The 18,437-nt window shown below is 30.2% G+C and carries 15 protein-coding genes and 1 tRNA gene; 3 read left to right on the top strand and 13 right to left on the bottom strand.

The window, feature by feature from the left end; translation table 11 throughout:
* Positions 1-10 precede the first annotated feature (10 nt).
* Genes tssB through tssJ form a run of 7 tightly spaced genes read right to left on the bottom strand, consistent with a single transcriptional unit; the run spans position 11 to position 8,959 of the window.
* Complete coding sequence (gene tssB, locus BLP60_RS00820) at positions 11-496, bottom strand: type VI secretion system contractile sheath small subunit (protein ID WP_092061908.1); 486 nt, start codon at positions 494-496, stop codon at positions 11-13.
* 23 nt (positions 497-519) lie between these two features.
* Positions 520-2,079: a type VI secretion system protein TssA gene (gene tssA / locus BLP60_RS00815; RefSeq protein ID WP_092061905.1), complete on the bottom strand. Its 1,560-nt coding sequence runs from the start codon at positions 2,077-2,079 to the stop codon at positions 520-522.
* Between the two features lie 21 nt (positions 2,080-2,100).
* Positions 2,101-2,829: a hypothetical protein gene (locus BLP60_RS00810; protein WP_092061901.1), complete on the bottom strand. Its 729-nt coding sequence runs from the start codon at positions 2,827-2,829 to the stop codon at positions 2,101-2,103.
* Positions 2,792-6,271, bottom strand: coding sequence for a type VI secretion protein IcmF/TssM N-terminal domain-containing protein (locus tag BLP60_RS00805; RefSeq protein ID WP_092061898.1), 3,480 nt, complete (start codon positions 6,269-6,271; stop codon positions 2,792-2,794). Before BLP60_RS00805 ends, BLP60_RS00810 begins: the two co-directional genes overlap by 38 nt.
* Before the next feature lie 11 nt (positions 6,272-6,282).
* A complete protein-coding gene (locus BLP60_RS00800) occupies positions 6,283-6,948 on the bottom strand; it encodes a DotU family type IV/VI secretion system protein (protein WP_092061895.1) in 666 nt (221 codons plus the stop codon).
* A gap of 24 nt (positions 6,949-6,972) precedes the next feature.
* Positions 6,973-8,370, bottom strand: a complete 1,398-nt coding sequence (tssK, locus tag BLP60_RS00795; RefSeq protein WP_092061892.1) for a type VI secretion system baseplate subunit TssK — start codon at positions 8,368-8,370, stop codon at positions 6,973-6,975.
* Position 8,371: 1 nt separating this feature from the next.
* Entirely contained in the window at positions 8,372-8,959 is a 588-nt protein-coding gene (gene tssJ / locus BLP60_RS00790) for a type VI secretion system lipoprotein TssJ (RefSeq protein WP_092061888.1), read from the bottom strand.
* Positions 8,960-9,190: 231 nt separating this feature from the next.
* On the opposite strand from tssJ, the gene BLP60_RS00785 reads away from it, so the two are divergent.
* Positions 9,191-10,441, top strand: coding sequence for a sigma-54 interaction domain-containing protein (locus BLP60_RS00785; RefSeq protein ID WP_092061885.1), 1,251 nt, complete (start codon positions 9,191-9,193; stop codon positions 10,439-10,441).
* A 2-nt stretch (positions 10,442-10,443) separates the two neighbouring features.
* Here the strand turns inward: BLP60_RS00785 and BLP60_RS00780 are convergent.
* Positions 10,444-10,520, bottom strand: a tRNA-Arg gene (locus tag BLP60_RS00780).
* A gap of 73 nt (positions 10,521-10,593) precedes the next feature.
* Between BLP60_RS00780 and BLP60_RS00775 the strand changes: the two genes are divergently transcribed.
* Positions 10,594-11,175 (top strand): UbiX family flavin prenyltransferase, encoded by a 582-nt coding sequence (locus BLP60_RS00775; protein ID WP_092061882.1) that lies wholly within the window; start codon positions 10,594-10,596, stop codon positions 11,173-11,175.
* A 20-nt stretch (positions 11,176-11,195) separates the two neighbouring features.
* Positions 11,196-11,891, top strand: a complete 696-nt coding sequence (locus BLP60_RS00770; RefSeq protein ID WP_092061879.1) for a metal-dependent hydrolase — start codon at positions 11,196-11,198, stop codon at positions 11,889-11,891.
* Positions 11,892-11,937: 46 nt separating this feature from the next.
* Here the strand turns inward: BLP60_RS00770 and BLP60_RS00765 are convergent, their stop codons facing one another.
* From BLP60_RS00765 to BLP60_RS00745, 5 genes are all read right to left on the bottom strand, one after another.
* Positions 11,938-12,414: a chemotaxis protein CheX gene (locus BLP60_RS00765; RefSeq protein ID WP_092061876.1), complete on the bottom strand. Its 477-nt coding sequence runs from the start codon at positions 12,412-12,414 to the stop codon at positions 11,938-11,940.
* Positions 12,415-12,547: 133 nt separating this feature from the next.
* Positions 12,548-13,765, bottom strand: coding sequence for an MFS transporter (locus BLP60_RS00760; protein ID WP_092061873.1), 1,218 nt, complete (start codon positions 13,763-13,765; stop codon positions 12,548-12,550).
* Positions 13,758-14,954, bottom strand: coding sequence for an HD domain-containing phosphohydrolase (locus tag BLP60_RS00755; RefSeq protein ID WP_092061870.1), 1,197 nt, complete (start codon positions 14,952-14,954; stop codon positions 13,758-13,760). Before BLP60_RS00755 ends, BLP60_RS00760 begins: the two co-directional genes overlap by 8 nt.
* Complete coding sequence (locus BLP60_RS00750; RefSeq protein ID WP_159427661.1) at positions 14,951-16,141, bottom strand: response regulator; 1,191 nt, start codon at positions 16,139-16,141, stop codon at positions 14,951-14,953. Before BLP60_RS00750 ends, BLP60_RS00755 begins: the two co-directional genes overlap by 4 nt.
* A 1-nt stretch (position 16,142) precedes the next feature.
* On the bottom strand, positions 16,143-18,152 hold the full coding sequence (locus BLP60_RS00745; protein ID WP_092061864.1) for a PAS domain-containing sensor histidine kinase: 2,010 nt from the start codon (positions 18,150-18,152) through the stop codon (positions 16,143-16,145).
* Between the last annotated feature and the right edge of the window lie 285 nt (positions 18,153-18,437).

The raw sequence follows: 18,437 nt of genomic DNA, 5'->3' as shown, positions 1-18,437 counted from the left end.
AACCCTCCTTTTATTCCTTATCCAAATTCAATTCTTTTAAAATCTTTTCTCTAGTACCTGGATCTTCAATAAGTTTCTGTAACTTTTTCCTAAACTCAGGAATATTACCCAAAGGACCTTTTAAAGCCACTAAAGCCTCTCTCAATTCCATTAACCTTGCTAATTCAGGAACTTGCTTAACAACATTATCTGGATCAAAATCTCTAATATGTTCAAACTTTAAGTTAACTGAAAGTTCCTCATCTTCTTCATTATCGCTTAACTTATTAGGAACAGTGAATTGTAATTCTAAATTATGCGCTTTTAGCACATCATTAAAATTATTCTTATCAATGCTAATAGGTTCTCTATCCTCCACCATTCTCTCATCTTCTTGTAAAGTAAAATCCCCCATTATCAATAACTTTAAAGGGAGTTCTACCTCTTCTTGAGCATCTCCTGTCGCGGGTTTATAAGTAATATTAACTCGTTCTTTAGGAGCTATAGAACCTTCCATTTTTCCCTCCTTTATTTAATTTACTATTTTAAAGTCTTAAAAGCCAAAATAGGATTAAGGCAAACTAATCTATCTTTTATTTCTTGCCTTATTTCCTCTTGCCCCTTTACTCCATCTAATACCTCAAGCATTAAGCTAAAAGCCTGAGTCACTATATCTGGCTCCCAATCCTCTAACGCATAATTCTTGACATCCTTTAACAATAACAACACTTGTGGAATAGCAAGATTTTTTTTACCCACAGAAAATAAAAGCCTAGTTAAAGCCATTCTACATAAAAACTTCTGCCGAATTCCTTTTCCTTTTTCTATACCTTCTTGCCAAACACCAATGGCCTTAATTACCTGTTTTTTACTTAAAAATTCTTTGGCCTTTTGCTCCAATTCTGTAAAAAAAGAATCTCTTGCTTGTGTCGTTCCACTTATATCTGAATTTTCATTGCCTACCTCTCTCAACCAAGCTTTTGCCTCAGGACTAAGAAAGGGAGTTCCATCTGAGAATGTTAAAGCTTCAATACCAGATAATCGTTGAGCATAAGCAAAAGTAGTATAGCTAACAGCATCATACGCCTTACTATATTTACCTCCAAGTTCTTGCAAACACTGAGCTGTCCAATAAGATAGATCTAACCAAAAAACGAATTCTCTTACCCTAGACTCACACGCTCTTATAGCATCTTCGTATTCCTTACTAGCAATAAGGCCTTGAATACTAGAACGAATCGTCTCATCAGGAGGTGGAATCATTGTTTTATTTCCATCCTGGACCATAGGAAGAGCATCTATATCTACCCAAGCACAAAAACGATTAACCTGATAAAGCAAAGGCTTTGCTAAATCCTGATTTAAATAAAAATGAACTACTTGTCCTAAAGCAGAGGTACATTGAGCTAAAAATCTGTTAACATCCTTTTCAGACTCTAACTCACCAACACTAATCCCTTCTAAATGACTTACCGACCCACTAGAAAAGTTAGCATCTTGAGTCTGGTTTATTTCTTTTTGAACAACTTCTTCGCTAGGAGCCTGCTCTTTAACTTCTTCCTTTATTGGAAGTCTATCAATAGCCTGAAGAATAGAACGCAAAATAGGAGCATCTTCACCTAATTTTTCTTCTAAAATAGAATCCAACTCTTTTATATTAGCCTTCAATTTACTTATTTCTTCTTTATCTAAATCCGGACCATCAGTTAAAGAACGCAAAAATGATTCTGTTTTATCAGCCCACCATTTTAAAGCATTAATACGACCTCGTTTTCTCTTTTTTGGCGGATAAAGAGTATCCCAAAAATTTTCTATTAAATCTTTTAAAATTTGAGTACCTAAACATAATCCTTTAAATCCCTGAATCTCCATTAATCCTCTAGTTAAATATACACACACTAAAATATGCTTTCCCTTTTGAGCAAGTAAAGTGGAGCTTAATTCAACCACTTTTTTCCAATCAACTTCTCCTGCAGCAGATACAACAGACATTTTATCAATCTCAGACTGTAAAGCTTCAAACTCAGGCTCATAAGAAATCTCTTGGCCAGCAGGACTCTCTTCACTAATAGGAGTTTTTCCTAAACCTTCTAATTCCATACTATCCCCTTGAATATATGGTTATTCAACATATCCTTCAAAGTCTTGCATTTTAAAATCACGAAATAACATTCCAAGAACTACTTTATCATTATAAAAATGCAATACACAATTTTGAGGAAACATATTAAAATACATATCAAAAGCCTTCCAAAATAAGTATAACTTCTTTTTATCTATTAACATATTATCATCTATCTTTAAATAGATACTTTTATGTTTCAATAAGTATGATCTATATTTTTCTATATCATCTTTTATTTTTAAAATAAAGGTGGATAATTCTTTTTTATTATTTTTCATATCATATTTTTCTATAACATACCTTCTTTCTTGCTCTACTTCTTGCATTAATTCTTTATATGAATTAAAATTTTTATTTAAGTTTTCATTTAAAAAACATAATATCTCAGGCAAAAAAGACATCCATCGCCACCCTGAGAGCCCATTTATACTCCTACCAATTCCATACACCACTAAAGGACAACTTCTTCCTAAACTATCTTGAGACATCTTAAATAAAGCTATTTCCATCTTATTATTCTTTAAGCTACAAACACAACCCTTTTTAAAAGATTCTCTTTTAAACCAGCCGTTTTTAAAAAGATCTAAAAAGCTTAAATTTTCATATTTAGGCTTTACATCTACAAAATCAGGAAATACTGGCAGCTTGCCCCAAAGCCCAAAATACCAAGTTGTCCATATCTCTTTATCAATGCCAGCAGGTAAGAATTTCTGTAGGAATTTCATCTGGAATATCCTGAAGCATTTTAATGATTGGTTCAGCCCCTTGAATCTCATATCCAACCTTTATCCACTTAATTTTCTGTGACTGCAAAAATTCTTTATCAGACCCAAATTCTTTAGGATAAAAAGTACTACTTCCATCTCTAAACCTCAGCAAAAACTTGGCCAAACCCAAAGGGCCAGAAAAAACTTTTTTCAATTTCAAGCCAGGTAAATAAATCCAAAGGGTTACGTCTCCACATTGGTCAGAAGACCACTTAAATGTTTCTGAAGAAGGGAAGTTGAAATTTTCTAATTCATAAATTTTTTCTGCACATTGCAAACTAAGTTTGCACCCATAAGGTTGTATTTTGGCATCTTTATTGGCACCAACAGGCAATGTTCTAAAATAAACTTCAAATGTTTTTTTAGAAGTAAAAAACAAATTTTTACCCTGATTTACAAATCCAAAAAAACTCTTAGTAAAAGGCAATTTCTTTCCCAAAGCCTTACGCGGATAATATCCAAAACGATCCAAGCCTACAAAAGGCTTTGCTGTGTTTTGTAAAAATTTATCAACTAATGAATTTTCTCCATTAAAAAGCAATTTTATCTTCTCTATATGATTTAATCCTTCTATCTTACCTAATACTTCTTCTTCCCATTTCTGTTGTAAAACACAGGCTGTTTCCATAATAGCATAATCTACAACATACTTAAAAGGAGCAGCCAATAAATAATTAGCAATCGAATTATCACCATATTTTTTTAACAAAACCTTTAAAGAAAATATATCATTGTTTACAATATAAAAAACAGATTTACTAGCAGTAGGATTTGTCCCATAAGGAAAGAATTCAGAAGTAAGTTGAAAAGCAGTAGCACTATCTGTAGTTATGTGAACTAATTTTTGCATATCTTGTTTATATTTCAGCCATAACTTAGCTATTTTTAAAATATCTTGATAACGTTTTAACTCTTTATCATTAGTTAAAGATAAAGCTGTCTTTTTAAACTTAAAAAAATCTCCCAAAATTTTGCGTTTTAATTTTTCTTTTAAAGGTAAAGATTGGCTCTTTTTTTGATCTAAACTTTGAGCTTCTTGCCAAGCAGAATATAAAATTAAAATAGGCTTTACCCAAGTTGGAATATCCTTTTGAAGTGTCTTTTTATCTTTGCCAAACACTCCTTGCACTTGTTTAACAAATAATTCTATTACACCATAATAAGGATTATCTTCTGAACACATTTTCATCGCCATTTCATGACGAGAAGACCAATTTTCTAAAGCCATTTCACCATCTGAAAAATTCTGTAAAAACTTTCTCCACTCCTCAAAAAACTGCTCTTTATACCATTTAAAAAAAGATCTCTCTACCTCAGGAGTTAAAACTCCTTTTTTATTTAGAGCTGTTTTTAGAAAAGATATAAAATTGTCTATATATTTCTTTCCTTTTACTGTAAAAGCTCCAGGAACAAAGGAATCATTTTCAAAATTATTAGTATACTCCCACAATCTTGATAAACTAATATTATATTGATTTAAATCAGGATGATAAATAACCCAATGCAAATCTCTTCCAACAGAAGATAAAATCTCTTTTAAGAGATTAAGCCTAAATTCAAGTCTAGACCCCAAGTATTTTTTAGAAGAAAATCCTAAATATAAATTATATCCTTTAGAAAAATACGGAGAAATCTCTTCTTTAACTCTATTATACACTAAAGGTAAATCATAACTTAAATTGGACAACATATTATTTGTATTTTTATCATCTTTTTTTATAAAATATTCTAAAAGCACAACTTGATTTAAAATAAAATCTATGATCCTCAAAGAATTATTTTCTTTATCAGAAATTAAAAGGGTACGAAGAGAAATTACAATATTATTATCTATAGGTTCTAAAATTTTATCTTTAAATACTTCAACATATATGTTTTTAAGCTTATCTATTGCATTATGACTATAAGAAAACCCCATCATTGGAAGAGGATAATCATTATTTTCACTTTCAAGATCTTGAATTAATTCTCCATACTTTGAAAGTAAAATAAGATTTGAATTGATATCTTCTTTAAAAGAAATCTTAGAAATATCTTTTATTTTTGTTAAAATACTTAAATTATGGTTATATGCACCCAAAATTAATCCTATTGTCCCACTAACAAGGAGAATCCAGGCCACAAAAGCAATAGTAAATGTTCTTTTCTTCCACGTTTGATATTCCCTTAAAGGCATGAAAAGATATCTATCAGAGGGTAAAATAGAAGCAAAAAAATCTCTTAAAAAGAGTCCTCTCTCCTTAATAAAATTCTTAATAACTGCAAATTTAGTTAGGGAAAAGTTAGTTAAAAAATCTGATAAAATTTCTCCTTCCTGTTTAGCACTGCTAAAGTAAATCCCTCTAAAAAAGGGTTCTTCTTGATAAGGATTAGGAGAAAGCAATCCTTCACAAAAAGCTTCTAATCCTGGAGAAAGACGTTCTAACTCTTTTGGAAAAAGCAATAACGCAGGGTTCACACCCCGACTTTGTTGAACAATAAGAAATCGAAACTTTCTTAATTTATCCCCAATATAAGTTAAGGATTCTTTTAAAACCCCTCGCCAATCAAGTTTATCCTCTTTTACCATATAACCAAGGCACTGATTATAGTATTTGTCCCCTAGAGCAGACACAAACTCTATAAATCCATGGATTTTATCTACTTTTGTGACTAAAAGGTAAATAGGAATTTTATATCCCGTAACTCTCATTACTTGGTCTATTCTTTTTCTTAGAAACTGACCTTTATCTGTAAGTTTTGCATTATCATCTTTTAATAAATCTTCACAAGAAATAGAGACAACTATGCCATTTAAAGGTTCTTTTTTTCTATACTTAGCAATTAATGTTAAAAAGTTTTCCCATTCTTCTTTATCTTGTATTTCATCAATAGGAATAGAGTATCTTCCTGCTGTATCTAAAATGATTGCTTTTTCAAAAAACCACCAATCAAAATTTCTTGTCCCTGCAATACCAGACACTTTAGGTATATCTGTTAAGGGAGAGGCTAACCTCGAATTTTTTAAGGCTGTACTCTTTCCTGAACCAGATTCACCTAAAAACAAAAACCAAGGCAATACATAAAGAGGATTTCCATATTTTTTTAAATGAGATTTAGAAAGAAGCGATATCGCTTCTTTCCACTTTGCTTGCATCTCTTCAAGATCAACTCTAGAATGTTCTGGAGACTCTTCTATTATTTTAGAATCTTGTTCAATAACTCGTTTTACAAATAAACGTTCTTTACGTCTTGCAATATAACGCTTTATAAAAATAACTGCGACAATTCCTCCAATAAAAACAAAACATACTGCTCCTATAAGCCACCATGACCATTCCTCTAGCCAACCAATGACTAATATACCTAGAAGACAAGCAACAACTACAATAAACCCTAATATCTTCCAGATTGTTTTCACAACTCCATCCTTTAAAACAAGGTTTTAAATGTCAGTTCTAAATGCCACTTACTCATTACGAACACACTAATTAATAAAATTAACGGAATAACAAAAAGAACCCATGATTTTCTAGAAAAATAAGAAGGTTTTAACCGTTTCTGAATTTCTAATGGATAAGCTTCTGGACATAGTAAATCTGGAAGTCCCATATCTTCATCTTCATTAAAATACTGAAGTAAATTATCTGCTTTAATCTCTTGTAATTTTTCTTTATCTTCTTCGCTATAATATTTTCCATTAAATCCCAAAGCTAAACAATAAGAATAGACTTCTCTCACATCTTTATCCTTTGAAGATAACTGTTCCAGAGTACGAAAAAACTCTTCTCCTGCATTTGTAGTATTAAAAAGTTTTCTCTGAAGTTGAAAATTTATCCATTTAGTTTTATTTTGCCACTTAGAACACAAAATTTTTTCATCTACAAAAGCAGCTACTGGAAAAATTCCTTTTTTCCATTTTACATTTGAAAATCCAGCTTTAGCTGCCATTTTAGCTGAATCCTTAAGTAATAAGTTATAATCTTCTCTTACTTTCTCAAATTCAATATTTTCTCCTTGTTGTATTTGTTCCAGAAAATATAAAGTATAAGAAAATATTTCCATAAAACAATCTACTAATCTGTAGTTAGAGCTCATTCAAACTTCTCCTTCCTACTCTATTTACTTTTTTAAAACAACAACTTCCACTTTTAAATCTTCTGGACATCCTTCCCAAACCAAAGCAATATCTCTATCTCTTTCTACATATTCCCATAATTTATTTTCTCTAGCTATTCTAAAATAATGACTATTCATTTTTTTAGGTAGGCCAGGTGGTGGCACTTCTATATAATTCAAAGGAATTCCTGGTAAGGCTCTTGACACAAGAGTTAATACTTCCTGAGAAGAACACAATTTTACTAATTGACTTACTGACTCCAAAACAGAATTCTTATCTAAACTAGTATGCAATGCTAAATAAAAATCATTTCTAAGGTCTAAACTATCTGCTGGTAATTCTGCTATCCAATATAAATCTTCTTTATTTAGTTTAATAATATGTTCTGGACCAATAACAATTTCATTTAATAATTCCCATATTAATCTATTAGCTTCATTAAAACAAGGAAAAGGATCTTCATGATTATAATTAGGAAGAAGTCTAATTCCTTTTTCAGTTTCTGTTAAAGCATTAATTCTCTGAGAAAATGTACTTAGCTCTCCTATAATTTGAGATAAAAGAGTATAAGCATCTCTTGGAGATGTAGTTTTAGACTGTTCAAATAAAGAATAAATAACGGGTACATATCTATTTAAAGATCTTAAAGCTAGAAGATAAGTCAAATATTGACTATCTATATCTATCTTTTCAACTTCTCCAGGATTTTTAAATTCTTCTAATTGTTTACAGCGAGAAGTGAGTTGATCCCTAACTGTTTTAAATAAACCTAGCAATACTTGAGAAGACGCTATTGTTAAACATGGAGGTACATAATCTTCTGCTAATTTAATATTATTTCCTTCCCTTATAAGCTTGGCTAGTGGTATTATATCATAGTCAGCTATTCCTTGGACTTCAGTCTCCCACAAAATCTTTAAAAAATATTCCATCTTTTTTAGGTGACCAACAGGTGCACTAGGATCAAGTTGATCTTGGACTTCTTCTGGATTTTCCTTAGCTATAAACCTCACACTAAGGTCTGAAGAAACTTCTGTACCTTCTTCCCATAGAAAAACATTTTTTTCATCTCGAGCAATTTTTTTTAGTCCTAAAAAAACATAAAAGGGTTTATCTGGATCTGTCCATTCTTCTTCAAATGACCGTCTTTTCAAGTGAGCATTTCCAGGAAATGCTATCCATTCTCCTCCTCTAAATACAAACTCGCCATTTAAAATATCAAAAATAAACTCATTTAAAGAGGTTTCATTAATCTGTAATCTTACAACACCCCAAAACTCGTTTTCTCTGTATTTAAATAAAAGATGAGTTAGTGAGCTAAAATAATTTTCTAAATATTGAAAATGCTGAGGTTGTAAAAAAAGACCTTGATGCCATAATATAGGTTTCAGTGGTTGCAACTTATCCTCCTATTTGTTGAATCCCAAGTGGACCTAAAATAAGATTAACAAACAGTTCTCCCAAACTAACAGTTTTAGTTTTAAAAATTAAACCTTCCTCCTTATATATCACTGGAATTTGAAAAATTTTTACAGACTTTATTGGATCAAGATTATAATAGCCCGCCAAAATAGCAATCCATTTTGTTCCTTCTAAACGATCTAAGGAAATTACTTTCTCCTCTCCTGGCATAACAATAAACTGTTTATATGAAACAACATCGCTTTGAGCATCACCTAAAAATTGTGTCTGACCAGAAAATTGTAAGGCTCTTATCAAACCACCTTTACTTTGAACCAGATCTTTAAAATGAGAGGAATCTTTTAACTGAAAAATTTTTAATATCACGCTATGGGCTTCACCATTATAAAAATTAAGATCCTTAGTCGCTTTATATCTTATTTTAATAGCAGCAGAAGCATAAGACCATTTTGGTTCCAGTATAGTAGGTTTCTTTTCTCCTCCACAAGAACATAATAAAATGCTTATCATTGCTAATGAAACTAATAAAATAAAAAAAAGACCCTTTTTAAAGTAACATATTTTCATTTTAAAAAAATAAAACTCCTTTTTTTCTATTATTACAGATGATTATTGCAAAATATAAATAAAAGTCAAGTTAAGATTTTTTTATAGCTTGCTAAAAAAACACAGCAAAAAACAGACCAAAAAATTTCTTAAATAATTAAAGGGGGTTTCTATTTGAGGTGCAAAAAAAATTTGCTTTTTAGACAACATTGTTGGTAATATTTCTTCTTAAACAAAAAGAGGATAATTGCTATGATAGGAAATCATTTAGAAGAAAAAAACTTTTACAACAATCTTATTGAAATATGTGAAAGCATTGCTAATGGAAACTATGAATATGCTAAACAACTTTTTGAAATGACTAATTTTAATAATTATCCCAAACCCATAGCGAGGCTAGCAGAATCTTTTGGTTTAATGTTGGTAAAAGTAGAAGCAAGAGAATTTCATTTAGAAACTATTATTGATCAACTCAGGCAAACACAACAAGACCTCATAAAAGCTCATCAACAACTCAAAGACGAAAATGCTGAATTAAAGCAAAAACTTCACCAAAAATTTTCTTTTCAAAACATTATTGGCAAATCTAAAGCTGTTTTAAATATTATAGAGAAAATTAAAAAAACTGCTAATACCCCTTTTCCTGTCTTGCTTACAGGAGAAACAGGAACAGGAAAAGAAGTTATAGCTAATGCCTTCCACTATTCTAGTATAAGAGCAAATCATCCTTTTATTGCTATTAATTGTTCAGCCTTACCTAAAGATTTAATTGAGGCTGAATTATTTGGAATAGAAAAAGGTGTAGCAACTGGTGTAGATAAAAGAGAAGGGAAATTAGTTCTTGCTAAAAAAGGGACTATTTTCTTAGACGAAATAGGTGATTTAAGTCTTTCTAATCAAGCAAAATTATTAAGAGCTTTGGAAGAAAAAAAAATCACTCCTATTGGAGGGAAAAGGCCTATTCCTGTCCAAGCAAGAATCATTGCAGCCACTAACAAAAATTTAGAAAAAGAGATTAAAAAAGGATCCTTTAGAGAAGACTTATTTTATAGATTGAATGTAATCCATATTCACATTCCACCTCTCAGAGAAAGACCCGATGATATTCCTCTTTTAATAAAATTTTTTTTAGAAAACACCTGCAAGCAATTAGGATTAAAAGTAAAAAACCTTACTCCTCAAGCCAAACAAGCTCTTTTAAATTATAGTTGGCCTGGTAATGTAAGAGAGCTCAAAAATGAAATTGAAAGAGCTATTGTATTGAGTGATACAGAAACAATTGATGTAAAAGATCTATCAGAAAAAATCACCATCTCTCAAGAAAATAGCAACCCACTTCAACTTATGAGCCATCATAATAACTTAACTCTTAAGGAAGCTGAAAAAATCCTTATTCAACAGGTTTTAGAAAGTACCCAAGGAAATAAAACAGAAGCTGCCAAGAGATTAGGAATAAGCAGAGAAGGACTTCGAAAAAAAATGAAAAGATTAGGAATAAGTTAATTTGGTGGGCAATGCAGGATTTGAACCTGCGGCCTTCAGCTCCGGAGGCTGACGCTCTATCCAACTGAGCTAATTGCCCTTTAAGAAAGCTCTTTCTATGTCTCAATAAAATCTCTTGTCAAGAAATAAAGATTGACCTAAATTTTTTAAATATGAAGCAAAAAAAAATAATTATAGCTATTACAGGCGCAAGTGGGGTAATTTATGGCTTAAAGTTAGTAGAAACCTTAAACCAGCATAAAAATATCAGTACATTTATAATAATCTCTAATGCAGGAAAAAAAGTTCTTGATTTAGAGATACCTAACTGGAAACAAAAGTTTTCTAAATACAATTTATACTCAGAAAATCAATTAGAAGCCCCTATGGCAAGCGGCTCATGGCAACATAACGGAATGGTAATAATTCCATGTTCAATGGCTACCTTAGGATATATTGCAATGGGTATTGGAAACAATCTTATTCATAGAGCCGCTGATGTTTGTTTAAAAGAAGAAAAAAAATTAATCCTTGTGCCCAGAGAAACCCCACTTAATTTAATTCACCTCAAAAACATGATGCAATTAAAACAAGCAGGGGCAACCATTTTACCTCCTTGTCCTAATTTTTATACTAAACCTAAAACTATTTCTGACCTAATTAATCAACTTGTTGCGAAAGTGCTTGACCATTTACAAATAGAACATAATCTCTCTCCCAGATGGGGCGATAAAAAATTATTTAAAAATTTCTAATTTTAACAAGGAGGGATAAAATGTCTAACCAAATAATATGGCATGGTCATGCAAATTTTGAAATAATTACTCCTAATCTTAATATTTTAATTGATCCATGGTTTGAAGGCAATCCTGCAGCTAAAATAGGATTTAAAGATTTAAAAAAAGTAGATTTAGTTCTAGTAACCCATGATCATGCAGACCACTTAGGACAAGCAATAGAAATATGTAAGCACTTTAAAGCCCACTTGGGAACTATTGTAGAAATAGCCAATGCTTGTGCCTCTCAAGGTGTTCCAACCGAGCAAATTTTAAATGGAATTGGCTTTAATATTGGAGGCACAGTAAAATTCAAAGATATTCAAATTACTATGACCCAAGCATTTCATTCTTCGGAAAAAGGAAATCCTGTTGGATTTATAGTTCAACTTGAAAATGGATATACTATATATCATGCTGGAGATACAGGAATTTTTAATAGCATGAACATTTGGGGAGAATTATATAATATTGATTTAGCTTTGCTTCCTATTGGTGGAACATTTACAATGGATCCTAAACAGGCAGCTTATGCTTGTAAAATGCTTAAATGTAAAAATGTAATTCCAATGCATTGGGGATCATTTCCTGTTTTAGAGCAAAATACAGATGCATTTAAAAAATACTTAACTCAATATGCACCTAATACTCAATTAATAGAAGCTAACGTAGAAGAAATAATAAAATTATCTTAAAACAAAAAGGCAGTGGTTTTCACTGCCTTTTTGTTTTTTAAATTAACTAAGCAAAACAAATTTCAACAATAATTGGTCCAAACTGGCTTTCAAATGGTATAGCTAAAATAGCGGAATTAGAGACATGACTAATACTATGATTTTTCCCCGTCACTACAGAAGGAATTCCAGCTTCAAAAGTCATACCAATTTCATCCATACCTCTACGAGCTTGACCTGAAATCATATTAGTAAGCTCACCAACTGCGTCTATCACATCTTTATTTAATTCAGTAAACTCCTCGCCTAACATTTGCCCTATAACACCCAAAGCACTCTGTTCAGTAAAAGTTACTGACATACTTCCTTTATTTTTACCATTCGGACTAGAAAAACCAATAATACCTGAAATATCTCCATGAGCTGAATTTTCTTTTTTTAAATATGGCTTTCCAACTTTTACTTCAACCATAGCCATAGTGCCAAGTACATTTGTAACAGCATCTACTACTTTTTTTACTACCTGCTTAACCTTATCTTCCATGAGCATCCCTCTTAACTCAATCTTTTAAATGCATTTTAGACAATCCTATCTAAAAAATCCAGATTTTATTTCAATTAAATTTACTTATTTTTCATGAGACCATTTTAAAAATAAACAACACAAATTGACTATATCATTCATCTATTAAATTTATAAATAAAAGACCTAAAATAATAAAAACTAACAAACTCAACACAGCAAAACGTTGATTTGATGTATAATATGATATTAGACCAAAAACTAACGGTCCTATAATCGCAGATGACTTGCCAATAAATCCATAAAAACCAAAAAATTTACATTCTTCTCCTTTTGGAATAAAATAACTAAACATAGCTCTAGAACTAGATTGAATACTTCCTAATCCAAAACCAGCTATACAAGCTAAAAGAAAAAATAGATCTTTATTATTCACAAAATATACACCTATGATAACTAAACACCAAAAAACTAATAAATAACTTATAATAATTTTTGGACCTTTAATATCAATATATTTTGACAAGAGAAATGAACCTATAGCAGCACTTAATTGGACAACTATATACAAAAAAATTAATTCAGTAAGAGACATTTTTAAACTTGATGAAGCAAATATACTAGAAAATACTATGATAGTATTAATTGCATCTATATATAAAAAATAAGCTAATAAAAATTTCAATAAATTTTTATTAATAAAAACACTTTTTACTGCTTCTTTAAATAAATTAATTCCTTTCTTAATTCCGTGATAGATTTGAACTCTATTTGTATCTTTAGGTAAAAAAATAAAGGCAGGAAAAGAGAAAATAAGCCAAAAAAGCCCTGTACTTAACCATGTGAAAAAAATTAAATCCCTTTTTATCCAATATAAGCCTATAGATAAAGCGAAAATAGAACCAATATATCCTAAGCCAAATCCCCAACTAGAGACTCTACCTCGCACTTCATATGAAGATATATCTAGCAAAAACGAATTATAAAAGATTAAACTAGATTCAAAAAAAATATTACTTGAAACTATTAACCAAAAAGCCCAATAAATATCACCTGCTTGTAAAAAAGACATGCAACATACAATCAAACTTCCTAACAGAGTAAATCCGATAAAAAAAAATTTTTTGATTTTACAGAAATCAGCAATAGCTCCTAAAATAGGAGCTAAAATAGCACTTACAAACATGCTTAGAGAAATGGCTCTACCCCATAATAAATCGCCCCTAGGTCCTCCCACAATATGGGAAACAAAAAAAACAGGAAAAATTACAGCAATAATAACAGCAGAGTAAGAAGAATTAGCAAAATCATATAAACACCAACTTAAAATAGAACGCTGTTTTAATTTTACTCTGTTGACTATTTTATCCACTTGAACCTTTTGTAAGGGCTCCTGTTCTCTTTTCTATTAAAAACTTCGGAGGGACTAAAACCTTTAGGGGTTGCTTAATTCCATAGGTCTTATCTAAAAATCTTAACTTTTCTGCTAAAGCAGGCGTAACTTCATGACCTTTTTTTAAAAGTAGCATTCCATTTAAACTATAAATATCTTCTATAAAAATCATATATGGAATAACTTCCTCTACTGTAACAACCCTTACTTTATATTCGTCATCTAAATTGACTACTTCTAAAAATGCTTTAAAAACTTTTGGATCATAACGAGATTTATGCTCAAGCATTTTATTTAAGGCTTTTTTCTTGCTCTTTTCTCTTAAAATATGCAAGTCAAAATCTAATACAAATCTTAAAATCCTTGCTCCTAAAGGAATCTTATCTCCTCTAAGGGGGTCTAGGGGGAAACCTGTTCCATCATAATTTTTTTGTTGATAAGCTATAATTTCTGCTACCTCTTCCATCCTAGGAATTTTTTTTAATAAATCTGAGGCAATAAAAGGATGCTGCATATAAAGTTGGTACTCTTCTCCTTCTAATCTTTCTCCTGTTCTCACTTTTTTTATAACCTCAGGAGGTAAAATAATACATCCTATTTGAGATAAAAGAGCTGCTGTTTCGTATTTCCAAATATCTATCTCTCCTAAAGTAATAGCCACATCTCGCACATATCTCTTTATCCTAGATGCTCTTCCTAAGGCCTCATCATTGGTCATATTCAAAATATCTACTAAAATATCAATTACTCCTTTTAAAGTCTTTTCTAAAAGTTCTTTTTCTGTTTTTTGCAATCTATAATATTTTACTCCATCTAAAAGAGCTTGTTCTAAATCTTTTGGCTTTACTGGCTTTACTAAAAAACGAAAAACTTCCCCACTATTTATAGCTTGAATAGCATCATCTAAATCACCATGGCCAGTAAGCATCATTCTCACTATAGAAGGAAAAAGTTCCTTTACTCTTACTAAAAATTCTAATCCATTCATTTGAGGCATTTTTAAATCAGCAACTACTACTGCATAAGGATTTTTATCTTTATTTAGAATTTTTAATGCTTGCATTCCATTTACAGCAGTTTCCACCCTAAATTTTTTTCTAAGCGTTCTTCTAAATCCATCTAAAATTTTAGTATCATCATCTACAAACAAAATCTTTTCTAGAATCATTCATCTTCTCCTTTCAATAAACCTAAAAATTCTTTTATCTTATCTTGTAAAGAAAATTTTTGAATCACTTCTTTATTTAAAGAACTAGAAAAGTCTCCATCTAATTTTTCTACTAAAGCATCGGCAATATGTAAAACCACAGTACAATTAATATAATTAAAACAATCTTTCAAGGGCTCATGATGAAAACATACAGCCCGTACAATGTTTTCAGGTAATCCCCACATTGCCAACAAGTATCCTCCGACCTCTGCATGGCTTACCCCAAAAATATATCTTTCACTTTTAAAAAGAGGGAGCTTTTTTTCTTCAGATAATTTAAGAACCTTTCTATATAAATCTGGAAAATTCTCTATTAAAATCACTAAACCACAGTCATGAACTAAACCTGCTAAAAAAACATCATCCAATTCTACATTTTCTAAATTTTCTTTTAACACAATCTGTCTAGCTAGAGAAGCCACATTCAAACAATGCACTATTCTTTTAGACAAAGAGAACCCATTAATACTTACATTTTGCATGGTTTTGAACAAATTTACACCTAAAACTAATGACCTAATAGTATCTATTCCAAGAAAAACTACAGCTTCCTCAATGCTTCTAACTTTTCTTAACAGCCCAAAGAATGCAGAATTAACTAACTGTAAAATTTTACTACTTAGTCCCACATCTTGCATAATAATTTGAGCCAGCATTTTAGGTGTAGCTTTATTAGAATTTAATGCTTTTACTAATTCATTATAAACCTTTGGTACAGAAGGAATTGTTTCTAATTTACCTACTAATTTTCTAATATCCTCGTTTTCCACAATATCTTTAATAGCAAAACCTCTTTTTATAACCTTTTTTAATTCCTCTGGAGATACAGGCTTAGCCAAAAATTGATGTGCCAATCCCACTGTTTTTAAAATAGTTTCCTCTTCTGAATAACCAGAAATAACAATCCTAAGAGCCTGAGGTTGCAATTCACTTGCTACTCTTAAAATTGCACTACCATCTACTTTTGGCATTCTCATATCTGTAGCAATAATATCAAAATGTTCTGTTTTTAACTTTTGCACAGCCTTTTCTGGAACATTTTCAAAAACCATATCCAACGTTTTACGTAAAGAAAATAAACTCCTTTTTAAGGCATTTAATACATTAACTTCGTCATCAACAAATATAATTCTAGGTCTACCCATATCACTCCTCATCAATTGGAATTTCTATATTAAAAACTGTCCCTTTATTCACCTCACTTTGAACACTAAGCAATCCCTTATGTTTTTCTACAATAATATTATAAGAGATAGCCAATCCCTGTCCCGTACCTTTTCCAACTTCCTTGGTAGTAAAAAAAGGTTCAAAGATCTTAGGCAAAATATCCTCAGGAATTCCACATCCTGTATCTTCAATTAAAATTCTTACTCTATCTCCAACTTTTCGAGTAGTGATTTTAATCTTTCCTTTATCTCCTTTTGATGCATTTTCTCCTACTTTTTCTTTTATAGCATCTGCAGCATTAACAATCATATTTAACAACACTTGATTAATTTCAAATGGATAACACTTAACTAAAGGTAAATCTTCTTCTAAATCCAACTCAAAATCAGCTACATACTTCCATGTATTTTTAGTAATAATAGAGGCATTTTCTATAGCTTTATTTAAATTAGTAAATACTTTTTCTTCTCCAGAGCCAGGATGAGCAAATTGTTTCATAGATTGTACTATCTTAGATATTCTCTTTATTCCCTCCAAGCTCTGTTCTATAGCCTTGGGAAATTCTTCTAAAATAAAATCTATATCCATTGATTCTAATTTTTCTTTTAATATTCTTTTACTTTCTTCTATATTTTTTGAAGAAGTTAAACACTGCCGTAAATCTTCTATTAAATTAGTTAAATCTTCTAAAGTTTCTGAAAGAAAATACAAGTTATCACTAACATACTGAGCAGGCGTATTAATCTCATGAGCTATACCCGCAGCCAACTGTCCAATGGCTTCCAACTTTTGAGCTTGAGAAAGTTGACTTTGAATAACTTTAAATTCTGTAATATCATTGCCTACAATAAGTAATATTTTTTCATCTCCATCCCCTGGAAGTTCTCTAAAATCAATAAAACGCAGATCTAAAAAGCCACTTTTACCATCAGAACGTAAATAACGAACCTCCATTTGCGACTCTAACTTAAAAGAATCCTCATTAGGGCTTAAGCTCAAAGTTTCCTTCCATTTCACTTTATCTTTAATTTCAGAAAAATTTTTCCCTACTACTTGTTCTCTTTTAAATCCAAATAAAATTTCTGCCAAAGGATTCCATTCTATTATCTTATCCTCTACATCAATAGCTATAACCAAAAAAGGCAAACTATTAAATAATATCTTAAGACGTGTGCTAATATTTTTATACTCTTGTTCAACTTTTTTTAATTCTGTAATATCGACAATAGATTCTAAAATATATTTTTTACCTTCTATATCTAATGCTGTAACTTTTTTATAAAGATAAACATCTTTTCCATCTCTATTTTTCACTACTATATTATACTCTAAATTATTATTTTCAAAAATATTTGCACATATTCTTCTATCTCCTCCACATAAATAATCATAACAAGATTTTCCTATAATATCATTTTTATTTATTAAAAGTATTTTCTCTAGCTCTGGGTTAATATCTAAAATTTTTCTTGTATCATAATCTACAATTGCCAATCCAGATTGAATATTATTAACAACAGCTTTATACCACTTTTCTCTTGACTTTAATTTTTTATTAACACTTTGAAATGTATTGATGAAAGTAAAATCTTGCAATACAATTACATAAAGATTATCTCCTAATAAAGAAATTGTTGGCTTAAATGACCTTTTATTAAAATAAAAAATATTTTCTCCCAAATATGTATCGTTATTAAACTTTTTCTTTAATATAGAAATAAAAGTATTGTCAGGAAGAATATCAAAAATATATTTTCCAACAACCTGATCCTTTTGCACTATTTTTAAAAAATTTTTATTTGTCTTAACAATCTTAAAATTAGAATCAACTATTACTAACCCATCGCATACAGATTCAATTAATCCACTACAAACAGACAATATGTCCTGTTTGGGAAAAGTTTTTAATTTTCTTTTTTTATAAGTTCCAGGTAAATATCGAGGTATAATTTTTTTATTTTGATATGAAAAAATATCTTTTTTCAACATAGCACTAACCTCATTTTTTAAGGTTATCTAAACTATTTTACAGACAAACAACTTTTTCTTATATTTTGGTTATTATTTTGTGCAATAAAAAAAAATAAAGTCAAGAAAAAATAAAAAAAATTACAAAAAAATTCGCTAATTAACTAATAAACCTCACCCTAATTCAACAACTACATAAGACAGTTATAGAAAAACAAAGTCATTAGACAAAATTCAAACTTTAAACCTCTAATTTGCTTTTTTACCAAAAAAACTTTGAATCTTGCCAATTATAGATTAATATTA

Origin of the sequence: Desulfonauticus submarinus, assembly GCF_900104045.1 — a bacterium.
Taxonomy (GTDB): Bacteria; Desulfobacterota; Desulfovibrionia; order Desulfovibrionales; family Desulfonatronovibrionaceae; genus Desulfonauticus; species Desulfonauticus submarinus.
This window is presented reverse-complemented; position numbering and strand designations above follow the sequence as displayed.